Origin of the sequence: Leeuwenhoekiella aestuarii, assembly GCF_004104055.1 — a bacterium.
GTDB lineage: Bacteria > Bacteroidota > Bacteroidia > Flavobacteriales > Flavobacteriaceae > Leeuwenhoekiella > Leeuwenhoekiella aestuarii.
Window position 1 is genome coordinate 209,557 of the sequence record NZ_QOVJ01000002.1, and the last position, 19,499, is coordinate 229,055.

General features: G+C 36.3%; 10 protein-coding genes. 4 read left to right on the top strand and 6 right to left on the bottom strand.

Translation table 11 applies throughout. From position 1 onward, the window contains the following. Nucleotides 1–79 precede the first annotated feature (79 nt). A complete protein-coding gene (gene gndA / locus DSM03_RS06925; RefSeq protein ID WP_128761152.1) occupies nucleotides 80–1,492 on the bottom strand; it encodes an NADP-dependent phosphogluconate dehydrogenase in 1,413 nt (470 codons plus the stop codon). A 204-nt stretch (nucleotides 1,493–1,696) separates the two neighbouring features. Here gndA and zwf point away from each other — a divergent pair, with 204 nt between their 5' ends. Next, nucleotides 1,697–3,235, top strand: coding sequence for a glucose-6-phosphate dehydrogenase (gene zwf, locus DSM03_RS06930; RefSeq protein ID WP_128761151.1), 1,539 nt, complete (start codon nucleotides 1,697–1,699; stop codon nucleotides 3,233–3,235). A gap of 30 nt (nucleotides 3,236–3,265) precedes the next feature. Next, nucleotides 3,266–3,976 (top strand): 6-phosphogluconolactonase, encoded by a 711-nt coding sequence (gene pgl, locus DSM03_RS06935; RefSeq protein WP_128761150.1) that lies wholly within the window; start codon nucleotides 3,266–3,268, stop codon nucleotides 3,974–3,976. 14 nt (nucleotides 3,977–3,990) lie between these two features. Here pgl and DSM03_RS06940 read toward each other — a convergent pair whose 3' ends face one another. The 4 genes from DSM03_RS06940 to DSM03_RS06955 form a co-directional block, all read right to left on the bottom strand. After that, on the bottom strand, nucleotides 3,991–4,872 hold the full coding sequence (locus DSM03_RS06940; protein WP_128761149.1) for a cation diffusion facilitator family transporter: 882 nt from the start codon (nucleotides 4,870–4,872) through the stop codon (nucleotides 3,991–3,993). Between the two features lie 135 nt (nucleotides 4,873–5,007). Then, nucleotides 5,008–6,114: a mechanosensitive ion channel family protein gene (locus DSM03_RS06945; RefSeq protein WP_128761148.1), complete on the bottom strand. Its 1,107-nt coding sequence runs from the start codon at nucleotides 6,112–6,114 to the stop codon at nucleotides 5,008–5,010. Nucleotides 6,115–6,286: 172 nt separating this feature from the next. After that, nucleotides 6,287–7,924, bottom strand: coding sequence for a RagB/SusD family nutrient uptake outer membrane protein (locus DSM03_RS06950; protein ID WP_128761147.1), 1,638 nt, complete (start codon nucleotides 7,922–7,924; stop codon nucleotides 6,287–6,289). Between the two features lie 28 nt (nucleotides 7,925–7,952). Then, complete coding sequence (locus tag DSM03_RS06955; protein ID WP_128761146.1) at nucleotides 7,953–10,937, bottom strand: SusC/RagA family TonB-linked outer membrane protein; 2,985 nt, start codon at nucleotides 10,935–10,937, stop codon at nucleotides 7,953–7,955. Nucleotides 10,938–11,468: 531 nt separating this feature from the next. Here DSM03_RS06955 and DSM03_RS06960 point away from each other — a divergent pair. Then, nucleotides 11,469–13,637 carry a glycoside hydrolase family 43 protein gene (locus DSM03_RS06960; RefSeq protein ID WP_128761145.1) on the top strand — a complete coding sequence of 723 codons (2,169 nt, stop codon included), beginning with the start codon at nucleotides 11,469–11,471 and terminating at the stop codon, nucleotides 13,635–13,637. Nucleotides 13,638–13,725: 88 nt separating this feature from the next. Here the strand turns inward: DSM03_RS06960 and DSM03_RS06965 are convergent, their stop codons facing one another. After that, nucleotides 13,726–17,856, bottom strand: a complete 4,131-nt coding sequence (locus tag DSM03_RS06965) for a hybrid sensor histidine kinase/response regulator transcription factor (protein WP_236638820.1) — start codon at nucleotides 17,854–17,856, stop codon at nucleotides 13,726–13,728. A 291-nt stretch (nucleotides 17,857–18,147) separates the two neighbouring features. Between DSM03_RS06965 and DSM03_RS06970 the strand changes: the two genes are divergently transcribed. Next, complete coding sequence (locus tag DSM03_RS06970) at nucleotides 18,148–19,479, top strand: BNR repeat-containing protein (protein ID WP_128761144.1); 1,332 nt, start codon at nucleotides 18,148–18,150, stop codon at nucleotides 19,477–19,479. Nucleotides 19,480–19,499 lie beyond the last annotated feature (20 nt).

Here is a 19,499-nt window from a genome sequence, read left to right on the forward strand (position 1 = left end):
GGGTTTACTATTCAGAAGCTTATCTCGAAATAGGAAATTTGTTTCTAACGAATTCCTCGTAAGCTTACCCTTAGGTAATTTACTTACCCCATTCGGTATGAAAAACACCTTCACGATCTATGCGCTCGTAGGTATGAGAACCAAAGTTGTCACGCTGTGCCTGAATCAAGTTGAGCGGTAAATGACTTGAAGTATATGCTTCAAAATAATTTAATGCACTAGAAAGTCCGGGAACCGGAATACCGCTTTGAGCTGCATAAGCTACAGTTTCGCGAACAGAAGCTAACGTATCCTGAACTTTATCAACAAATGAAGGCGCTAACAACAAGTTAGGTAGTTCTTTATCTGCGGTGTAGGCGTCAGAAATATCTTCTAATAAACCTGCACGTATGATACAACCTGCTCTCCATATTTTTGCAATTACAGACATATCTAAATCATATTCATACTCTTTAGAAGCATCAGCAAGCTGGTGTAAACCTTGTGCATAAGCTACGATAAACGCAAAATATAAAGACTCTTCTGCAAGCGCAATAATTTTATCTTTATCAATAGGTTGTGGTTCTGGGCGACTGTACAATTTATCAGCAACGATACGCTCGTCTTTTAATGCAGAAATCTCACGCATACTAACCGCAACGTCTATTGTTGGGACTGGTATACCTAAATCCATTGCATTTTGAGAAGTCCATTTACCAGTACCTTTTTGTTTGGCTTTGTCTAATATTTTGTCAACTAATCTACCATCACCCAAGTCATCTTCCTGTTTAAAGATTTCCGCAGTAATTTCAACTAAAAATGATTGCAAACGGCCTTTGTTCCAAAGATTATAAACCTGATGCAGTTCATCATTATCTAAGCCTACAGACTTTCTCAATAAGTCATAGATCTCTGATGTTAATTGCATCAAACCGTATTCAATACCATTATGAACCATCTTCACGTAATTTCCGGCAGATTTAGGGCCTAAGTGCGCTACACAAGGTTCACCGTTAAATTTAGCCGAAACAGCTTCAAAAATAGGTTTAATATGCGTGTAAGCTTCTGCATTACCGCCGGGCATAATACTAGGTCCTTTACGAGCACCTTCTGCACCGCCACTAACACCTGCACCAAAGAAATTGATACCTTTTTCTTTTAAATAAGATTCGCGACGGTCTGTGTCTGTGAAGAATGAGTTACCCCCATCTATTATAATATCACCTTTATCAAGATGTGGTAATAAAGTTTCTATTACTTGATCTACAATTTTACCTGCAGGCACAAGCAGCATAATTTTTCGCGGAGCAGCAAGGGCATCTACAAAAGTTTCTATTTCGGTAGAAGCATCAACTTTTTCTAAATTTCCACCTTCTTTCTTTAAAGCATCAACTTTTTCCTGATCTAGGTCATAGCCAAAAGCTTTAAAATCGTTGTCTGCGACGTTTAATATAAAGTTGCGTCCCATAACACCGAGACCTACCAGGCCAAAATCATAATTTTTATGCTCCATAATAATGAGTTATTGTTCTTTTTAATTTGACACCATAATGTTTTTATAAAGCCTCCCGTGTGCCGTAAAGATGCCTTATTTTTGTATTGGTTAAAGCCAAAATTAAATGATAACATTGACTTTTTACTGCTTTATTCTATAAACTCATGTTATAATTGCAAATAACCAACTAACACACCATAAAACTGAAAATCATTATTTTTTATGAATAATACATCTAACCAGCTATTGGTAATTTTTGGAGCGTCTGGAGATTTAACGGCTCGTAAACTTATCCCTGCTCTATACAATTTATATGAAGGCGGACATTTCCCTGAAAATTTTGCGGTTTTGGGAGCGAGTAGAAGTGACCTCACTGATGAAGAATTTAGAAAACGCGTAGTTTATGAGAGTCCGTTTTTAAAAGAGCAAGTAAAAAAGAAAGATAAAGACTTCATCAAGAAGTTTGCAGATATGATGTTTTATTCAGATTTAGGAAGTGATTATGATTCTGAATATAGCAACTTGAATAAGCGTATTGAAGCGCTTAACAAAGAACATAAACTAGACGAGAATTATACCTTTTATCTTTCTACGCCACCTAGTTTGTATGAGCCTATTGCAAAAAATCTTTCAGATCAAGGGCTAACTAAAGGTTCTGGTACTGACAAAGCTTTTAGACGTATCGTTGTTGAAAAACCATTTGGTTATAGTCTGGAGACAGCAAAAGAGTTGAACATAGGCTTACAGAAGTATTTTAAGGAAAAGCAGATCTACCGTATAGATCATTATTTAGGAAAAGAAACTGTACAGAACTTAATGGTTACCCGTTTCTCTAATTCTATTTTTGAGCCACTTTGGAATCGTAATTACATTCACCACGTGCAAATCACTAATGCCGAAACGGTAGGAGTAGAGAAGCGTGGCGGTTATTATGATAAGTCTGGAGCTTTACGCGATATGTTTCAGAGTCACTTGTTACAGATTGTTTCGCTTATCGTTATGGAGCCACCTATAAGTGCAGAGGCTGATGAGATACACAACGAAAAGGTAAAAGCGTTGAAGTCAATAAGAATGATGACTAGTAAAGATGACCTTTTCAATAATACGATGAAGGGGCAATATGTAGCTTCTAGTATAGACGGAAAACGCGTAAAAGGCTATCGTGAAGAAGAAGGTGTAGACCCTGAATCTAAAACCGAAACCTATGCGGCTGTTAAGTTTTTTGTAGATAACTGGCGTTGGAAAGATGTACCATTCTATGTACGTACTGCTAAGCGTATGCCTACTAAAGTAACCGAAGTGGTTATTCACTTTAAAACACCACATCATCAGGTTTTTAAAGAGCAAGACGTTAATAATAAAGATAATAAACTGGTTATACGTATTCAGCCAGATGAAGGTATCCTCATCAAATTTGGTGTTAAAGTACCCGGACAAGGCTTTAAAGTAGAACGTGCAAATATGGACTTTTACTACAGCAGCCTTGCAGATAAAAATATTATGGATGCTTACGAGCGTTTATTACTTGATGCTATGCAGGGAGATACTACTCTATATGCGCGAGCAGATGAAGTTGAAGCGGCCTGGGCATTTGTTGATCCTATTTTAGATTATTGGGCTAATGATAAAGATGTTCCTACTTACGGTTATCCTGCCGGAACCTGGGGACCTAAAAATTCTGATGATCTTATAGAAGATAGTAACGGCTGGAGAAATCCGGGAGAGCTATTGACAGACGAAACCGGTTTCTGTATTATTTAAATTAATTTTTTAATTATAAAACTTCCATTGATGGATTTACATATAAAAGAAACAAAGCAGTTAGTAGCTGAAGCGTTTTCTGAATTTTTTAAAGAAAAGTGTTCAACCGGTGATGATGTACATATCGCATTATCTGGCGGAAGCACTCCTAAAATAGTTTTTGATCATTTAGCTGCAGAATATGGAGCTGAAATTGATTGGTCAAAAGTTTTCTTGTATTGGGGCGATGAGCGTTGCGTACCACCTTCAGATTCAGAGAGTAATTATAAAATGACGGTAGAGCACCTCATTTCTAAAATTGATATTCCAGAAGAAAATATCTTCAGAATTCTAGGTGAAGATGATCCTGAAGAAGAAGCAAAGCGGTATTCTAACGTTCTTGATGAGCAATTGCCTAAAGCGAATGGAATTCCCTGTTTTGACTTGGTAATGCTGGGTATGGGAGATGATGGCCATACTGTTTCTATTTTTCCTTACAACATAGAATTATGGGAAATGCCCGAGAATTGCCGTGTAGCAAAACATCCTGACAGCGGTCAACAACGTGTAACATTTACCGGTAAGATTGTAAATAATGCAAAGACGATTGCATTTTTAGTAACCGGCGCCGGTAAAACTGAAAAAGTGACCAGTATCATAAAAGAGCAAGAAGGGTATAAACAATATCCTGCAAGTTTAGTCTCTCCTAAACAAGGTGAATTGCACTGGTTTTTAGATCAGGACGCAGCAGCAGGATTGTAAGAAATAATCTAGTATTAAGGACAATTCCCAGGCTCAACATGAATTAAAATAAAGTTGAGGTTGGGAATTTCTTCTTTAAGATGATCCTGTAAGCGGTGTGCTATCTCGTGACCTTCAGCAACTGTAATGCTTCCATCAACTATTGCGTGTAAATCCAGATGATAACTCATTCCGGCTTTTCTGATGAATGCCTTTTCGGTATCGATAACTCCGGGAACTTCTAAAGCCTTTTCACGCACTGCTTCAATAACATCATCATAGCGGTTTTCATCCATTATTTCGCCTAAAGCAGGTCTAAAAATAAGGTACGCGTTATATAGAATTATTCCGGAAGCAAAAAGCGCAGCCCAGTCATCAGCCGTTTCAAATCCTTTTCCAAAAATTATAGCAATAGAGATTCCTAAGAAAGCCATTATCGACGTAATAGCATCGCTGCGGTGATGCCAGGCATCAGCTTTAAGAGAAGAACTGTTTGTCTCTTTACTGCGTTTTAAAACAATTCTGAAAGATATTTCTTTCCAGATAATTATTGTGGCAAGCACTGCAAGCGTCCAGGGTTTTGGAGTTTCCTGAGGTGTAATTAGAAGAATATTCTGCACACTTTCATATGCTATAAAAGTTGCTGAAGTAACTAAAAAAGCTACCACCATAAACGTGATGAGCGGCTCTATTTTACCATGCCCGTAAGGATGATTATCATCGGCAGGTCGCTCTGCATATTTGAGGCCGAAAAGCACTAATAAAGAAGCAAAAATATCTGCTGTAGATTCTATAGCATCAGCAATAAGCGCATACGAGTTTCCAAAAATACCAGCTAAGCCTTTAGCAATAGCAAGTATAGTATTACCTACAATACTAAAATAAGTGGCACTAATTGCAGATTTGGTTTTGCTCATCGCTTTATTGTAGATTTAAGGGAGCGCAAAGTTCACACATTTAAGCGGCCTAAAAGAAAAAATAAGCGTTAAGATTTGAGTTTATTGGCACAATGCAATGCGTTGAATGCCTCCTAGGCTTTACCTCAAGGTAGTTTACTTATCTCTTAGCAAATCTGACTTATCTGGTTCTTTTATAGATTTTTCGACTTTTTTACTATCCTCACGCTTTTGCATTTCAATACGAGTACGCGGTAAGCTATGCGGATAATTTTCTTGAATAAAGATCACGAGTTTCTCTCTTACGTGTACCCGTAGATCCCAAGCAGTAGGAGAGTCTATCGCACTCATTAAAGCACGGGTTTCAACCATTTCATTATTAGTATCTGTCACCTGAAGCACGTTGACCTCACCATCCCATAAGTCTGTATTTTTTAGGATACGGGTAAGTTCTTCACGCAAGGCGTCAAAGGGAACATTATAATCTGTATAGATAAAAACAGTTCCCAAAATATCTGAGGAGTTACGCGTCCAGTTTTGAAAGGGTTGTTCTATAAAATAAGTAGTTGGTAAAACGAGGCGGCGTTTATCCCAAATTTTTACAACAACGTAGGTTAGGTATATTTCTTCAATACGCCCCCATTCTCCTTCTACCACCACCACATCATCTAAACGGATGGGTTGTGTAAATGCAATCTGTATCCCCGCCATTAAAGTACCTAAGGCTTTCTGCGCAGCAAAACCAATTATAATCCCTGCAATACCTGCTGAGGTAAGCATGCTAACACCAATAGACCGAATACTATCAAAACTCATCAGCGCTATACTTACTGCAAAAAGTATGATTAGAAACATCAAAACACGTTCTAATACTGTGAATTGCGTGTAAATCTTACGAGCGTGTACATTATCTGAGGCGCTCATGTCGTATTTGGTTAAAATATTGCTCTTAAAAGCTTTGAGAATAACAATTAAAATCCAGGTTATACTTAATATGAAAAGTAAGGTACTGGTATGAGAAAGTACTTCTTCATTTATAAACTCAAGTATCTTATCATTTGTTTTAAGAATACGGGTCACTAAAGCCAACATAAACAGTGCCAATGGAATTCGTATTCTTCCGGCAAAATTTACCGGTAGGATATTCTTTGGACTCTTACCTAATTTTCTAAAAAAATAAAAGATGAGACCAAAAATTACTACCCCCGCAAGGAGCGTAATGAGTAAGAATTTTGACGTGTGAGAGTCTAAGTAGTTAAGCATAATGCAGGTTTTCTATATTCATTTTTGAATTTAAGCGGTAATCTGTCTAAATTAAGTTAAGATTATTTAAAACTTTTAATATCAGTCAACTACAACGTTGGTAAGTTTTAGATATAAAAAAAGCGCTGTTTTTATACAGCGCTTTTTAGCTCAAATAGAAAGTTATTTACAATTAACCAGTCGTATAACCCGGGTTTTGAGTTAATTCTGCTTCTTTATTCAACTGAATTTCTCTTAATGGGATAGGGAACAATTCGTGAAATTCTTGTAAACCTTCAATACGCATTGTTTGTGGTAATGGGATACTTTCATCTTGTACATTTAAGCGCGTTGCACGTTCTACAAGCATTTTAGTACGCATTAACGTCATTCTTCTATTTTCTTCTGCTAATAATTCACGTACGCGCTCATCAAGTATAAATTCAAGATCCATATCACCAGCACTTACTTGTGGAGCTTCGGCTCGAGTTCTAAGAATATTTATAGTTGTAGCTGCTCCTCCTGGATTATTTTGCATTACTTGTGCCTCTGCTTTAAGTAGATAGGTTTCACCAAGTCTCATTAGCATAAAGTCTTTCCACATACCAAAACCAAATACGTCAGCAGGGTCAAAATGTCCCCATTTTAACGTGTATGGTTGAATTCTTGCTAATGTGTCTATCCCTGTATAGGGTACTAGCTCCCCGTAGATATCAGAAAAATTAGGGTCTGGGTTATTATATCTAAAGCGTTTGTGAATGTTATATTTAGAATTACGCATATCTCCTTCATCATAAAGATCATATATTACCCAGTTATTGAGTCTTATACGCGCAATACCACGACCTCCTAATGAGTCTGCCGGGATCATTCCATTGACATTGTGGTAGCCTGCACCCCATATTCTACGTTGCTGAGGTGAACCACTAGACCCCCCACGTACATCTGCTGGATTTTCGTTTTCTAAAACCCAAAGAGCTTCGGTATTACCTTGAGAACGACGCTGGTTTCCTTTAAAGAACATATCAGAAAAGGGATCACCGGGTTCAGAAGCTTTTACTCCATAACGTTCGGTAACGAGTTGAAAAGCCTGGCTGTTAATAATAATATCTGCCTGATCTTCTGCAAGATCAGGTTGCCCTGTTCTCAAATAAAATTCAGCAAATAATTGATTAGCAACATACTTATTAACGCGAGACTCAAATTGTGGAGCAGAGGTGGGTTCACCTAAATTTGCTGTAGCATACTGAAGATCAGTTTCAATTTGAGCATTGATTTCTTCCAGTGTATTACGGGTATAATCAAAGCGCGCCTCAGTTACCGGTTCTGTAATAAGTGGCACCCCTCCAAAAAGTGTTGCCAGATTGTTATAGGCATAGGCTCTAAAAAAGCGAGCTTCTGCATTTATAGCATTTTTCTCCTCATCAGAAAGTTCTTCTGATGTGTTAGCTTCAATACTTGCTATGATACTATTTGTATTTTCAACCATATTATACCATAATTCCCAACTTTGATAAGCGGCGCTATCATCTGTAGTAAGTTGATTGTATTTATAATATGGAACCTCAACACCATCTGGTGCTGTAGGCCAAGTAATATCTGTACCGGCTTGCCATACACAAAGCCAGCCTTGTTGACCACTACGTGTATAGAAGGTACTTAGCATTTGATATAAACCGATCAATTGTGCCTGGTATCCTAGTTCATCATTTAACGTTTCTGGAGTAAAGTCCGAACGTATTTCTTCTTCAAGAAAATCGTCACCACAAGAACTAAACACAAACAGGTTTATGCTGAGGAGTACGATTATAAGTTTAGATATATTTTTCATAAAGTTTATCTTTTTTCGTTTAGCGATTCTATAACGATACATTTAGTCCTATAGAAAATGTTCTTACCACAGGGTAATTATTGGTCCAATTTCCAGACCCTCTGTAAGACTGGTCACTTTCTGGATCCCAGCCTATCCAATCTGTCCAGGTATATAAATTTCTACCTGCCACGTAAAGCATTAAGTTTGTAAGACCAAACTTTTCGATTTTTTCAGCTGGAAATCTATAACTGAATCTAGCATCTTTAAGTCTTACATAACTCGCATCTCTAGGATAACCGTAACCCAACGTATTTCTATAAATAAGTGAAGGGAATTCATTACTTTGATTTTCTGGTGTCCAATAACCTACCGCTGCAGGTGTATTTCTACGCGCTAATTCATCGCCATAATTGATATCAGGGTTTCCTTTTAACACTCCTTGAACGGTCTGAATAAAAAATGATAAATCAAAGTTTTTGTAAGTAAAAGTATTCGTAAGTCCACCGGTCCATTTAGGTAATGAAGTTCCTAAATAAACACGGTCATTTTCAGGTTCAATAACTCCATCACCATTTATATCTTCAAATTTTAAATCCCCAGGATTAGCATTAAATGAGCCCGTATCTTCACCTTCTTGCCAAACTCCTACCATATTATAGTCATAAATAGCCCCAAGCGATTTACCTATAAACCATCTACTTGGGATATCATCTTTCCCATCACCATACAAATCAATGATTTCATTTTTATAGGTAGAGAAGTTAACGTTAGATTCCCATCTAAAATCACCAGTATCAATATTTGTAGAATTAATACTAAACTCAAAACCTCTGTTTTCTACAGCTCCAATATTTTCGATTATACTTGTTGTACCGGTTAGTGCAGGGATGCTTCTATTTAATAGTAAATCTTCAGTTCTTGATTTATAAGCTTCTAGAGAACCATTTATTCTATTATTCCACAACCCAAAATCAACACCTAAGTTACCAGATACTGTGGTTTCCCACTTTAAATTAGGATTTCCTAAACCTGCAATAAATGTACCTGTGTACGATTGTCCTCCGAATGGATAAAGTAAAGTTCCTGCACGGGTTTGCGTTTGATTAATTCCAACCCCACGGTTACCTGTTTCTCCAATTGAAAAACGTAGTTTTAAATTGTCAATAGCATCAGCATTTTCCATAAAGGTTTCTTTGTGAATATTCCAGCCTAAAGCAGCAGATGGGAATACACCATATTTACTAGTGTTTGAACCAAAAGCGGAATAGCCATCTCGTCTTACGGTAACCGTAAATAAGTATTTACTATCATAGTTATAGTTTAGTCGTCCCATTTGTGAAACCAAAGTAGAACGACTACTGTATGAGCCGCCTGTAATTGTTTCTGCAGCTCCAATGTTATTAAATGATAATTGATCATTAACAAAACCAACACCAGTTAAAGACTCTCTAAAAAACTCATTTGCTTGTGCACTATATAAACCTGTAAGGTCAAAATTATGTTTACCAAAACTTTTTGAGTATTTTAAAATGTTTTCAACAATCCAAACTTTTTCTTCATCACCACCAACGTTCGCTGTTCCTCTATTATCATTAGCCGCACGTCCAGTATAATTACGATATAGATAAGGATTAAAGGTATAGGAAGCATTTACACGATAAGAAAGTCCTTCGGCAAAAGCAGGTGTGATTTCTGCAAAAACATTCCCTGAAAGTGTACGCTCGCGCTCAACACGATCGGTTTTTAGGCCTAAAAGAGGATTTGCATATAAAAGCTCAGGGAGCATAGGATTAATGATCAATTCACCACTTTCATTATAAGGAACAGAATATGGACTCATTGCTGTAGCTAATAATAAATTTGCACGTCCTCCATCAAAATTGTTATTAGCGAAAAATGCATTTAACCCTACTTTTAAGTAATCTGTAAGTTGTACATCTATATTGGATCGTAATGTGAGTTTTTGATAATCATAGCCTTTTATTACGCCCTTTTGATCTAGGTAACCTCCAGAGATAAAATATTTGGTTTTTTCACTTCCTCCACGAATACTCAGATTATGTTCTTGTATGATACCACTTCTGGTAGCCACGTCAAACCAATCTGTTGTAATACCGGCATCATAATTGTCAATTTCGCTTTGATTTTCTAAGATGCGATCTTGAGTTGCTCCGGGATTATTTTGACTAAAAAAGTCTGCATATTTTTGAACATAAGCATCAGGACCTAATGGTTTTAAAACATTAGCAAATTCTTCAATAGCTCCATATGTACTATAGTTGATTACTGGGTCACCATTAACCCCGCGCTTTGTTTGAATTAAAATAACACCATTAGATCCTCGTGTACCATAAATTGCTACTGCAGAGGCATCTTTTAAAATCTGAATAGATTTAATATCCCTCGTGTTTATATCATTTAAGGTACCTGTAAAAGGAATACCATCCAAAACAATAAAGGGGCTTGTGCTACCGGTAATTGAGTTTATACCTCTTACTTGTATAGAACCTGTAGATCCTGGTACAGATGATCCTTGACTTATATTAAGACCAGCCGTTGTACCTTGAATAGCTTGCGTAACATTTGTCACAGGTAAGTTCTCAAGTCTTTCTTCAGGAACAGAAGAAACAGACCCTGTTACATCAGACCTTTTCTGACTACCATACCCAACAACAACGATTTCGTCCAGAACTCCCATATTTTCTTCAAGAGAAGCGTCAAGAGTAGTTTGACCATTTACAGGCAACTCAATCGTTTTCATTCCTACATAAGAGAAAACAAGAACGGCGTCTGAACCAACAGTAATTTCATAGTTTCCATCAAAATCTGTAGTAGTACCATTAGAAGTTCCTTTTTCTATTACAGTAACTCCAGGTAGGGGCATATTATCTCCGGCTGTTGTAACCGTTCCGCTAATTGTTTGCTGTATTCCTGTTTTTTCACCAGCAAATCCATTAGAAGGAAAAGCAATAAGAGCAAACAAAAAGCTGCAAATCAAAATAGACTTAAAGCGTAAAATTTTTTGTCTCATAAAATAATTATTAGTTTAAAATTGAAACTTGTTTTCTATAAATGTCAAAGGAACATTTATAATGCATTTCAATATTCACTATTTCTTAACATTGGGAGAGGGGGTAAATCGATATTTATAGGGGGGGTAGTCATTCAAATATTGGTAAAATAGCTTATGCCAGATATTTAAGGCGATGTCAGATATCAGTTTTTGTGATTTTTAATCGGAAAAGTTTCAACCTCGTTGTGTAGAATCGTAACAATTTTAGGGGCTCTATTGAGCAATTATCAGCTTTCACCTCAATAAAATTTCGTTTGATTAAAAAACATCTGAATTTTTTCTATAATAAATGTAAAAAGAACATTTATTTTTATTTTATTTGTAATTCTGATTTTCAACTTATTTACTCGATAATCGAGATTTAAATGCTACGAGAATTGTCTTGTTCAGTTTAATGCTTCGCAGTTTTGCCTCGAAGTGGTTTACTAAAATCTTTATTAGCAAAATGAGAATCCTTAAGTACGATATAATCTTCTAAACAACTTTAAAATGTTAAAATCTAAATTGACACTAATTTTCAGTTTATTGTTTTCAGTTCTGTTTTTCTCCTGTGAGAAATCTGAAAATAATGATGCTAAATCCGCTTATTTATTTGTGTATTTCACAGGTAATGGTGCTGGGGAAGAGGCTGTGCATTATGCACTAAGTAAAAATGGATATGATTATTATGCTTTAAATAATGACAAACCTATTGTGCCTACAGACAGTATAAGTACAACAGGTGGTGTGCGAGACCCTCATATTTTAAGAGGAGAAGATGGCAACTTTTATATGGTGCTTACCGATTTAAAAACACAAGATGGTTGGAATAATACAGGAATCATTTTAGCAAAATCAGCTGATTTAATTAATTGGGAAACCAGCAGAATTGATCTTGCTGATACGTTTTCTGAATTTGCAGATATAACCCGTGCTTGGGCTCCTCAAACAATCTACGATTCAGAAGCTGGTAAGTATATGATCTACTTCTCTATTTTACAGCCCGGTGGTTACGACAAAGTATATTATACTTATGCAAGTAAAGATTTTACCGGTCTGGAGACAGTTCCTGAGCAGTTGTTTTACAGTCCGGATGAAAAGTCTTGTATAGATGCTGATATCATTAAGAAAGATGATAAGTTTTATATGTTTTATAAGACTGAAGGCACAGCTACTAAGGGGATTCGGGTTGCGGTTTCTGATAGTTTGACGTCTGGTTATGTACCTGAAGAAGGGTACAAAGATCAAACAGATAGAGCGGTTGAAGGTTCGTCTGTTTTTAAAATGATTGACAGCGATACGTATATTTTACTTTATGATATGTATATAGACGGTAAATATCAATTTGCAAAGAGTACAGATCTATTAAACTTTAAAGCATTAGGCGCAGACAAGATTTCGATGAATTTTCATCCACGTCACGGTACTATTATTCCTGTTACTCAAACAGAAGCAACTTCTTTATTAAAAGCATTTCCATCAGATAATTTGCCATTGATCGTGGGGGCTAAAGGCACTGCGATTCGTAAACAAAATATAGTAGTTAACTCAGAAGAAGCATCAGTTTACTTACCCATTTATACAGATAGTAGTTTGACTGATTTAGATCCAGAGTTGGTGACTTTTCCCGGTGTTTCAGTTGTAGAAAATGGTCCTAAAGATTTCTCTGTTGGAGCAAATACTTATACTCTCAGATTACCAGACGGAAATCAAAAAACGTATACAGTAGAAGCGGAGGTTGCAAATAATCCTGTTTTAGATGGTTTTTATGCAGATCCTGAGATTATTTATTCCGAAAAGGAAAAGAAGTTTTACTTGTATCCCACAAGTGATGGTTTTGACGGTTGGAGCGGTACTTTTTTTAAAACTTTTTCTTCAGAAGATTTAGTTCATTGGAAGGATGAAGGAGTTATTGTAGACCTTCTTAAAGATGTTTCATGGGCAAACCGAAATGCATGGGCACCTTGTATAGCAGAAAAGAAAATTGATGGAGCATATAAATACTTCTATTACTTTTCTGCAGCACAAAATATAGGTTTAGCTACTGCAGACAATCCCGCAGGACCTTTTACTGACAGTGGTCAAGCTTTTGTAGGGGAGAAGCCAAATGCTATCAAGCGCGGTGGTGGCCAGATTATAGATCCTGATGTTTTTATAGATCCGCAGAGCGGAAAGGGCTATTTTTATTGGGGGAATGGGTATATGGCTGGTGCTGAGCTTAATGAAGATATGATGTCGTATAAAGAGGAAACTTTAAAAGAGCTTACGCCAGATGGAACGTATAGAGAAGGAACCGAAGTTTTCTTTAGAAACGGTACGTATTATTTTATGTGGTCTGAAGATGATACAAGAAGTCCTAATTATCGCGTACGCTATGCAACGGCTGAAACACCGTTAGGGCCATTAACTATCCCGGAAGAGAACCTAGTGATCAAAAGAGATGATGACACAGAGATCTACGGAACGGGTCATAATTCAGTAATTAACGTGCCGGGCACCGATGACTGGTATATCGTTTACCACCGTTTTACACGTCCAAGAGGGATTAAAATGGGTGGTCCGGCAGGATTTCACAGAGAGGTGTGTATAGATAAGCTCACCTTTGGAGAAGATGGAAGCATACTAGAAGTAACACCTACTACTTCAGGTATTGCCCCAGTTACAATTTCAGCAAAATAATCTCAAATTTTAAAGGCTAAAACCTCTTTGAGCAAGTGCTCAACGAAGGTTAATAAAAAAGGTTCGTTGTTAAAACGAACCTTTTTTATTAACTAGGTTTGAATGCAGATGGCGGTTTACCATACTTTTCTTTAAAGATTTTTCTGAAATATTTTGCATCACCAAAACCAACTTCATAAGCCGCCTGCGAAATGGTAAATTTTTCTTTTTCGATCAAATATGCTGCGTGTTCAATTTTGATATTTCTAATATATTCATTGATGTTCTGGCCGGTAATTGCTTTGATTTTTCTGTAAAGTGAAGACCTGCTCATTCCTATTTTTTCTGAAACTACTTCCACAGTCTTAATGCCTTGTTGCATATTTTGGTGAACGATCTCATGAAATTCTGTTAAGAACTGTTTTTCAATATCTAATAATTTCTTTTGTTCACTGTCAGTATCAGATAGGTCAGCGTTTGCAAAGCGACTTAGGAGTTTAGCCCGGCTCTCAATAAGATTGGCAACTCGTGCTTTAAGTACCTGCACATTAAAAGGTTTCAGCATATAATCATCTGCACCTTCAGAGTAACCGGTCTCTATCATCTCAAAGTTGCTTTTAGCAGACAATAGGATTATGGGAATATGCGAGGTCTCTTTCTTATTCTTGATAAAGTTACAAAGGTCAATTCCGTTTTTGACTGGCATCATAATATCGCTGATAATTAAATCAGGTATATAGCTTGTGGCTTTATCGATACCTTCTTCACCATCTTCTGCGTGTATGAGATCGTATTCCTGAGCTAGAGCGCTATCTAAAAATTCTAGAATATCTGGGTTGTCATCGATGAGTAAAATAAGCTTACGTTTATTTTCAGGTGAAGCAAGAATATTCTGAACTTCATCTTTTTCAGGAGTTAACGTATTAGCATTAATCTGCTGCTCAATAAGTCTTTTATTGTCTAACGGATAATTATTGTCGGTAAGATATTCATCCAGTAGTCTTTCATCTTTGGAGATTTGTAAAATAAATACACTTCCTTTTCCTTCTTTGCTGGTAACTTTTAAAACACCTTTGTGCAACTCAGCAAATCGTTTAGAAAGCGCAAGACCTATACCGCTTCCGTCTTTTTTAACTGAAGTGTTAGATTGATAATACCATTCAAATATGTGATCAAGATCCTGCGTTTTAATTCCACTTCCGTTATCGCTAACCTTAAAAATGAGATAGTCTTCATCTTGCCCGAGTTCTACATGAATTTTTTCGCCTTTAGGGCTGTATTTTATAGCGTTAGATATCAAGTTATTTACAATAACCTGAACCTTCTCCAGATCACAGTAAACCCGTAATGGAGTTTGAGGCATTGTGATCATCAATTCAAGTTCTTTTTTCTTTAAAAGCGGGTCGTAGCCTGCTAGCCAATTAGTCAAATTTTTAGAGAAATTGTATTTATTAATTTGCAGTTTACTCAAGCCTTCTTCACTTTTTCTAAACTCAAGCAGTTTGTTTATAAACTGCAAAAGATTGTCTGCATTACGCTTGATCAGTTTTAGATTTTTAAGGTGTTGCTTGTGTACCGTTTCTTGTAAAAGTGTTTCTAAAGGCGCAAGAATAAGTGTCAACGGTGTTTTGAGCTCATGAGAAAATCCCGTGTAAAACCGAATACGTTCTTCGTTTAGTTCGTGCTCGAGTCTGCGTTGTTTCTTTTCAAAGAGCAGTGAGTTTTTAAGATATATACGCTCAGAATAATATTTAAGCCCACTAATTATTAAAACGAAAAAGATCCCGAAATAGACAAAATAAGCTGGTAATGTCTTCCAGATAGGAGGGAGTACAGCGATTTGCAATTCTTTGTAAAGTGGTAAGTCTGCTAAGCTTTGTGCTTTGATTTTAAGCGTATAATCACCTGGCGGAATATTACTGAAATTGATTCTGTTTGAATTTTTAAGATCTATCCAATGTTCATTAAAACCTTCAAGTATGTATGAATAGCTGGTGTTGTCAGCAAATGGAAAATTTAGGCTTGTAAACTCTATTGAAAAAACGGTCTTATCTGAATCTAACGAGATAGAATCTTCATAGAGCATAGACTTCTGTAATACGGCGTCCTTATCTTCAGGGTTGATGGTTACAGATTCATTGAAAACCAATAAATCTTTAATAATTATTGCGCGTTCTTGTGTTTGAGAAGAAAGATCGTTAGGATTAAATGCATTGAGACCTTTATTGCTCCCAAAATACAACAGACCTGACCTTGATTTTAAAACTGCCCCGGGATTGTATTCGCTTTTTTGAATATTGTTCAGATTATTAAGACTAGTGACCTCTTGACTTTTTATATTGTACTTACTAACCCCTTTAAATGTTCCTAAACAGACCGTATTTGCATCAAAAGCTACAAGACTATTTATTGTATTGTTACTTAGACCATCTTGTTCATCCAGATTAAGTGCTTCTGTCGCTCCGGGTTTAAACAATACAAGCCCTACGTGTTTAGTTCCGGCAAGAATATTACCATCAGGTAATACCAAAACACTAAAGATTACATTGCTCTTTAAGCCATTTAAGTTTAGCGCCTGATAATATGTACTATTATCGTTGGGTATATTGTAATTGATGATACCATCACCATATGTACCGAGCCATAAATTACCTGATGCATCTTCTGCAATTGCCCGTACATCTATTTTGTTTAAAGATTCAATATATTCAAATTGATCTTTAGTTTCAGAATATCTAAAAAGTCCGCCACGATTAGTTCCAGCCCAGATTTCCCCTTTTTTAGTTTTGTAAAGGACGCGTACATCGTTACCATCTTTCTGAGTTCCTTGTAAATAATACTTCCACTTTTTAGTTTTCTTGTCGTAAACATTAACTCCTCCCAGATAGGTGCCAACCCATAGTTTCTCATTATCTATAATTATAGAAAAAACGTGGTCTGTTTTGAGTCCGTTTGCTTCGGTTAAAACATCATAATCAAACTTATTTGTTTTGGGGTCATAGCAATCAACACCGCCACCATCTGTACCCAGCCAGATTCGTGAATCCGTATCTTCTGCTAATGCATTTATTCTATTGTGGATTATATGTTCTGACCCGGTTAATGAATTGGTAATGATCTGTACCGGTTCTCCACGAGGGTTTACATAATTGATTCCACCATAAGTTCCCAACCACATATTGCCAGATCGGTCTTTTTTTATTGAAAAAATAGTAGCATTATAAACACTTGTTCCATCTTCTTTAGGAAGGTATTTTTCTATTTTAAAGCGTGCATCAGCTTGAAAATTAGATTTTTCAATAATATTTAAACCCCCATCATATGTGCCAACCCATATCCTGCCAAATTCATCTTCTTCAAAACATGTAACATCATTCCCCGATAGTCCAGCATCTGAATTTTGCCGGGTAATAGTTAAAACTTTATTCACTTTGGTGATTATTTTGACCCCTTCATTTGTACCTACCCACAGGTTTTGATCACTATCTACCAAGAGGCTGTTTACTCTAAAATCAGATTTGTTGTTGAGCGGTATGCGGGTTACTTGTTTTTTCTGAATATCAAGCTTGTTGAGCCCGGCATCTTGTGTTCCAATCCAAACAATAGAATCTTTTTGGATGGTTATAGCGCTGATTTTATTTGAAGATAAAGAATGACCATTTAATGGATCGTGTTCATATAGATCAATCTGTTTCTTGTTTTTCAGTACTCGCAAGCCTACACTATAATCACCCATATAAAATTCTCCAGACTTACGGTAGGTTATGGTATTTACACTATTAGAAAGGACGATGTCTTGGGGTTTATAGCGCTCAAATGTATTCAGATACGGATTGTAAGCGTGCAATCCACCATCATTGCCTATAAGTAAATTTCCGGTTATAGTATCGAGTAAGATGTTTTGTAAATAGTTATCAGAAATAGCAGAATTCTCCTTTCTGTACACTGTAAATTCATTACCGTCGTATCTGTTAATTCCGTCTGCAGTTCCTATCCAGATAAAGCCCAGTTCATCTTGCTCAATAACACGAACCATATTGTTAGAAAGGCCATCTTCGGTGTCAAGTTTATAAAAGTTAAGTTTTTTGGGTTTTAGGATTTTATCAGAATTTTTTTGGGCAGATACTTCAAGAACAAAAAATATAGATATAAGACTTAGTGGTATAAATCCTTTGAATCTAAAAATCTGACTGATAAATTTTAAAAAATAAACAAATGGTTTTATCTGTATCTGACGCATAAAATTTAAAAATTATCATTTAATAAGGAGCTGAACGTTGTACCCCCTATAAATTGTCAATTCATACCCTGTTAGAGCATAAGTTTTTTAAGAGTATTGTAACAGCAATGTAATTTACTATTCCGATTTCGTAAAACGGTACTGTAATTCTTTTTATCGATATAACACCTCATTTCAATGGCCTTTGCTCGCTTATCGTTTTAAAAAGGTTATTTAACTAAAAGAACTAACTGAAGTTTCTAAATATATAAAAATATTATAAATGTTTTTTATACATTTATAAATCTAACTATGAAATCAATTATTTTAAGATTATCTGCGCTATTTCTCTTGACAGTATTTTTACATAGCTGCACTTCAAGTAAAACAGTTACATCGATTCAAAAAACTACAATAGGGCCGGGTTGGGCAAATAATTCTATCAATACGGTCATATTTCGTCAAAATGCCGTAACAACGCATGATAATGTTCAATTTGCAGCTTACTACGATGCAAAATCCTATTTGACACTTGCCAAGAGAATACTTCCTGATGGAGAATGGGAGGTACATCAAACCCAATATACCGGAAATACTGCAGACGCGCATAATGCGATAAGTATCGCTGTTGATGGCAAAGGCTATTTACACGTAAGTTGGGATCACCATAATAATCCGCTGCGGTATGCACGTAGTCTAAAACCTTTAGGTCTGGAGCTAGGCGAAAAACAAAAAATGTCTGGGATAGAGGAAGCAAGAGTAACGTATCCACAGTTTTATAATCTTGTTAATACTGAAAAATTACTGTACTTATACCGGTCTGGTGAATCTGGAGAGGGAATATTAGTAGTTAATAAATACAATCCTCAAACTCAAGAATGGACACAACTTTATCAAAATCTAATAGATGGAGAAGGGGAGCGCAATGCGTATTGGCAAGCTTATGTAGATAAGCAAGGAACAATACATCTTTCTTGGGTATGGCGTGAGACCTATGACGTATCTACAAATCACGACATAGCTTATGCAAAATCTACAGATGAAGGAAAAACCTGGACGCGTTCTAATGGAGAAGCCTATCAATTACCTATCACGCAAGAAACAGCAGAGTATGCATGGAAAATTCCTCAAAATAGCAGTTTGATCAATCAAACTTCAATGACTACTGATGCTTTTGGAAATCCATATATCGCAAACTATTGGAATGTAGGTGGAAAAACCCAATATCAAATTGTTTATCTCGAAGATGGTATTTGGAAAAAAGAAAACTCAAACTTTCGAGACTCTGTTTTTAAGTTAGGTGGCGGAGGTACAAAAAAAATACCAATAAGCAGACCCGAAATATTTGTTCAAAATGAAGGAAATAAGAAGACGGTTTATTTGCTTTATAGAGATGACCTGCGGGGAAGTAAAATCACGATGGCCTATAAAAATTTAGCTTCTCAAAATGATTGGAAACTTTTAGATCTGACTGATATAAGTGTTGGAGACTGGGAACCCAATTTTGATAAGCAGTTATTTAAACAAACCGGAAAAGTACACATATTTCAGCAAGAGGTTACTCAGGTTGATGGTGAAGGCTTGACCAACACCAAGGCGACGCCTGTTCAACTTTTAGAATTAGACACGTTACCCTTAAACTAAAAAAGCTTTTTAAAGACAAT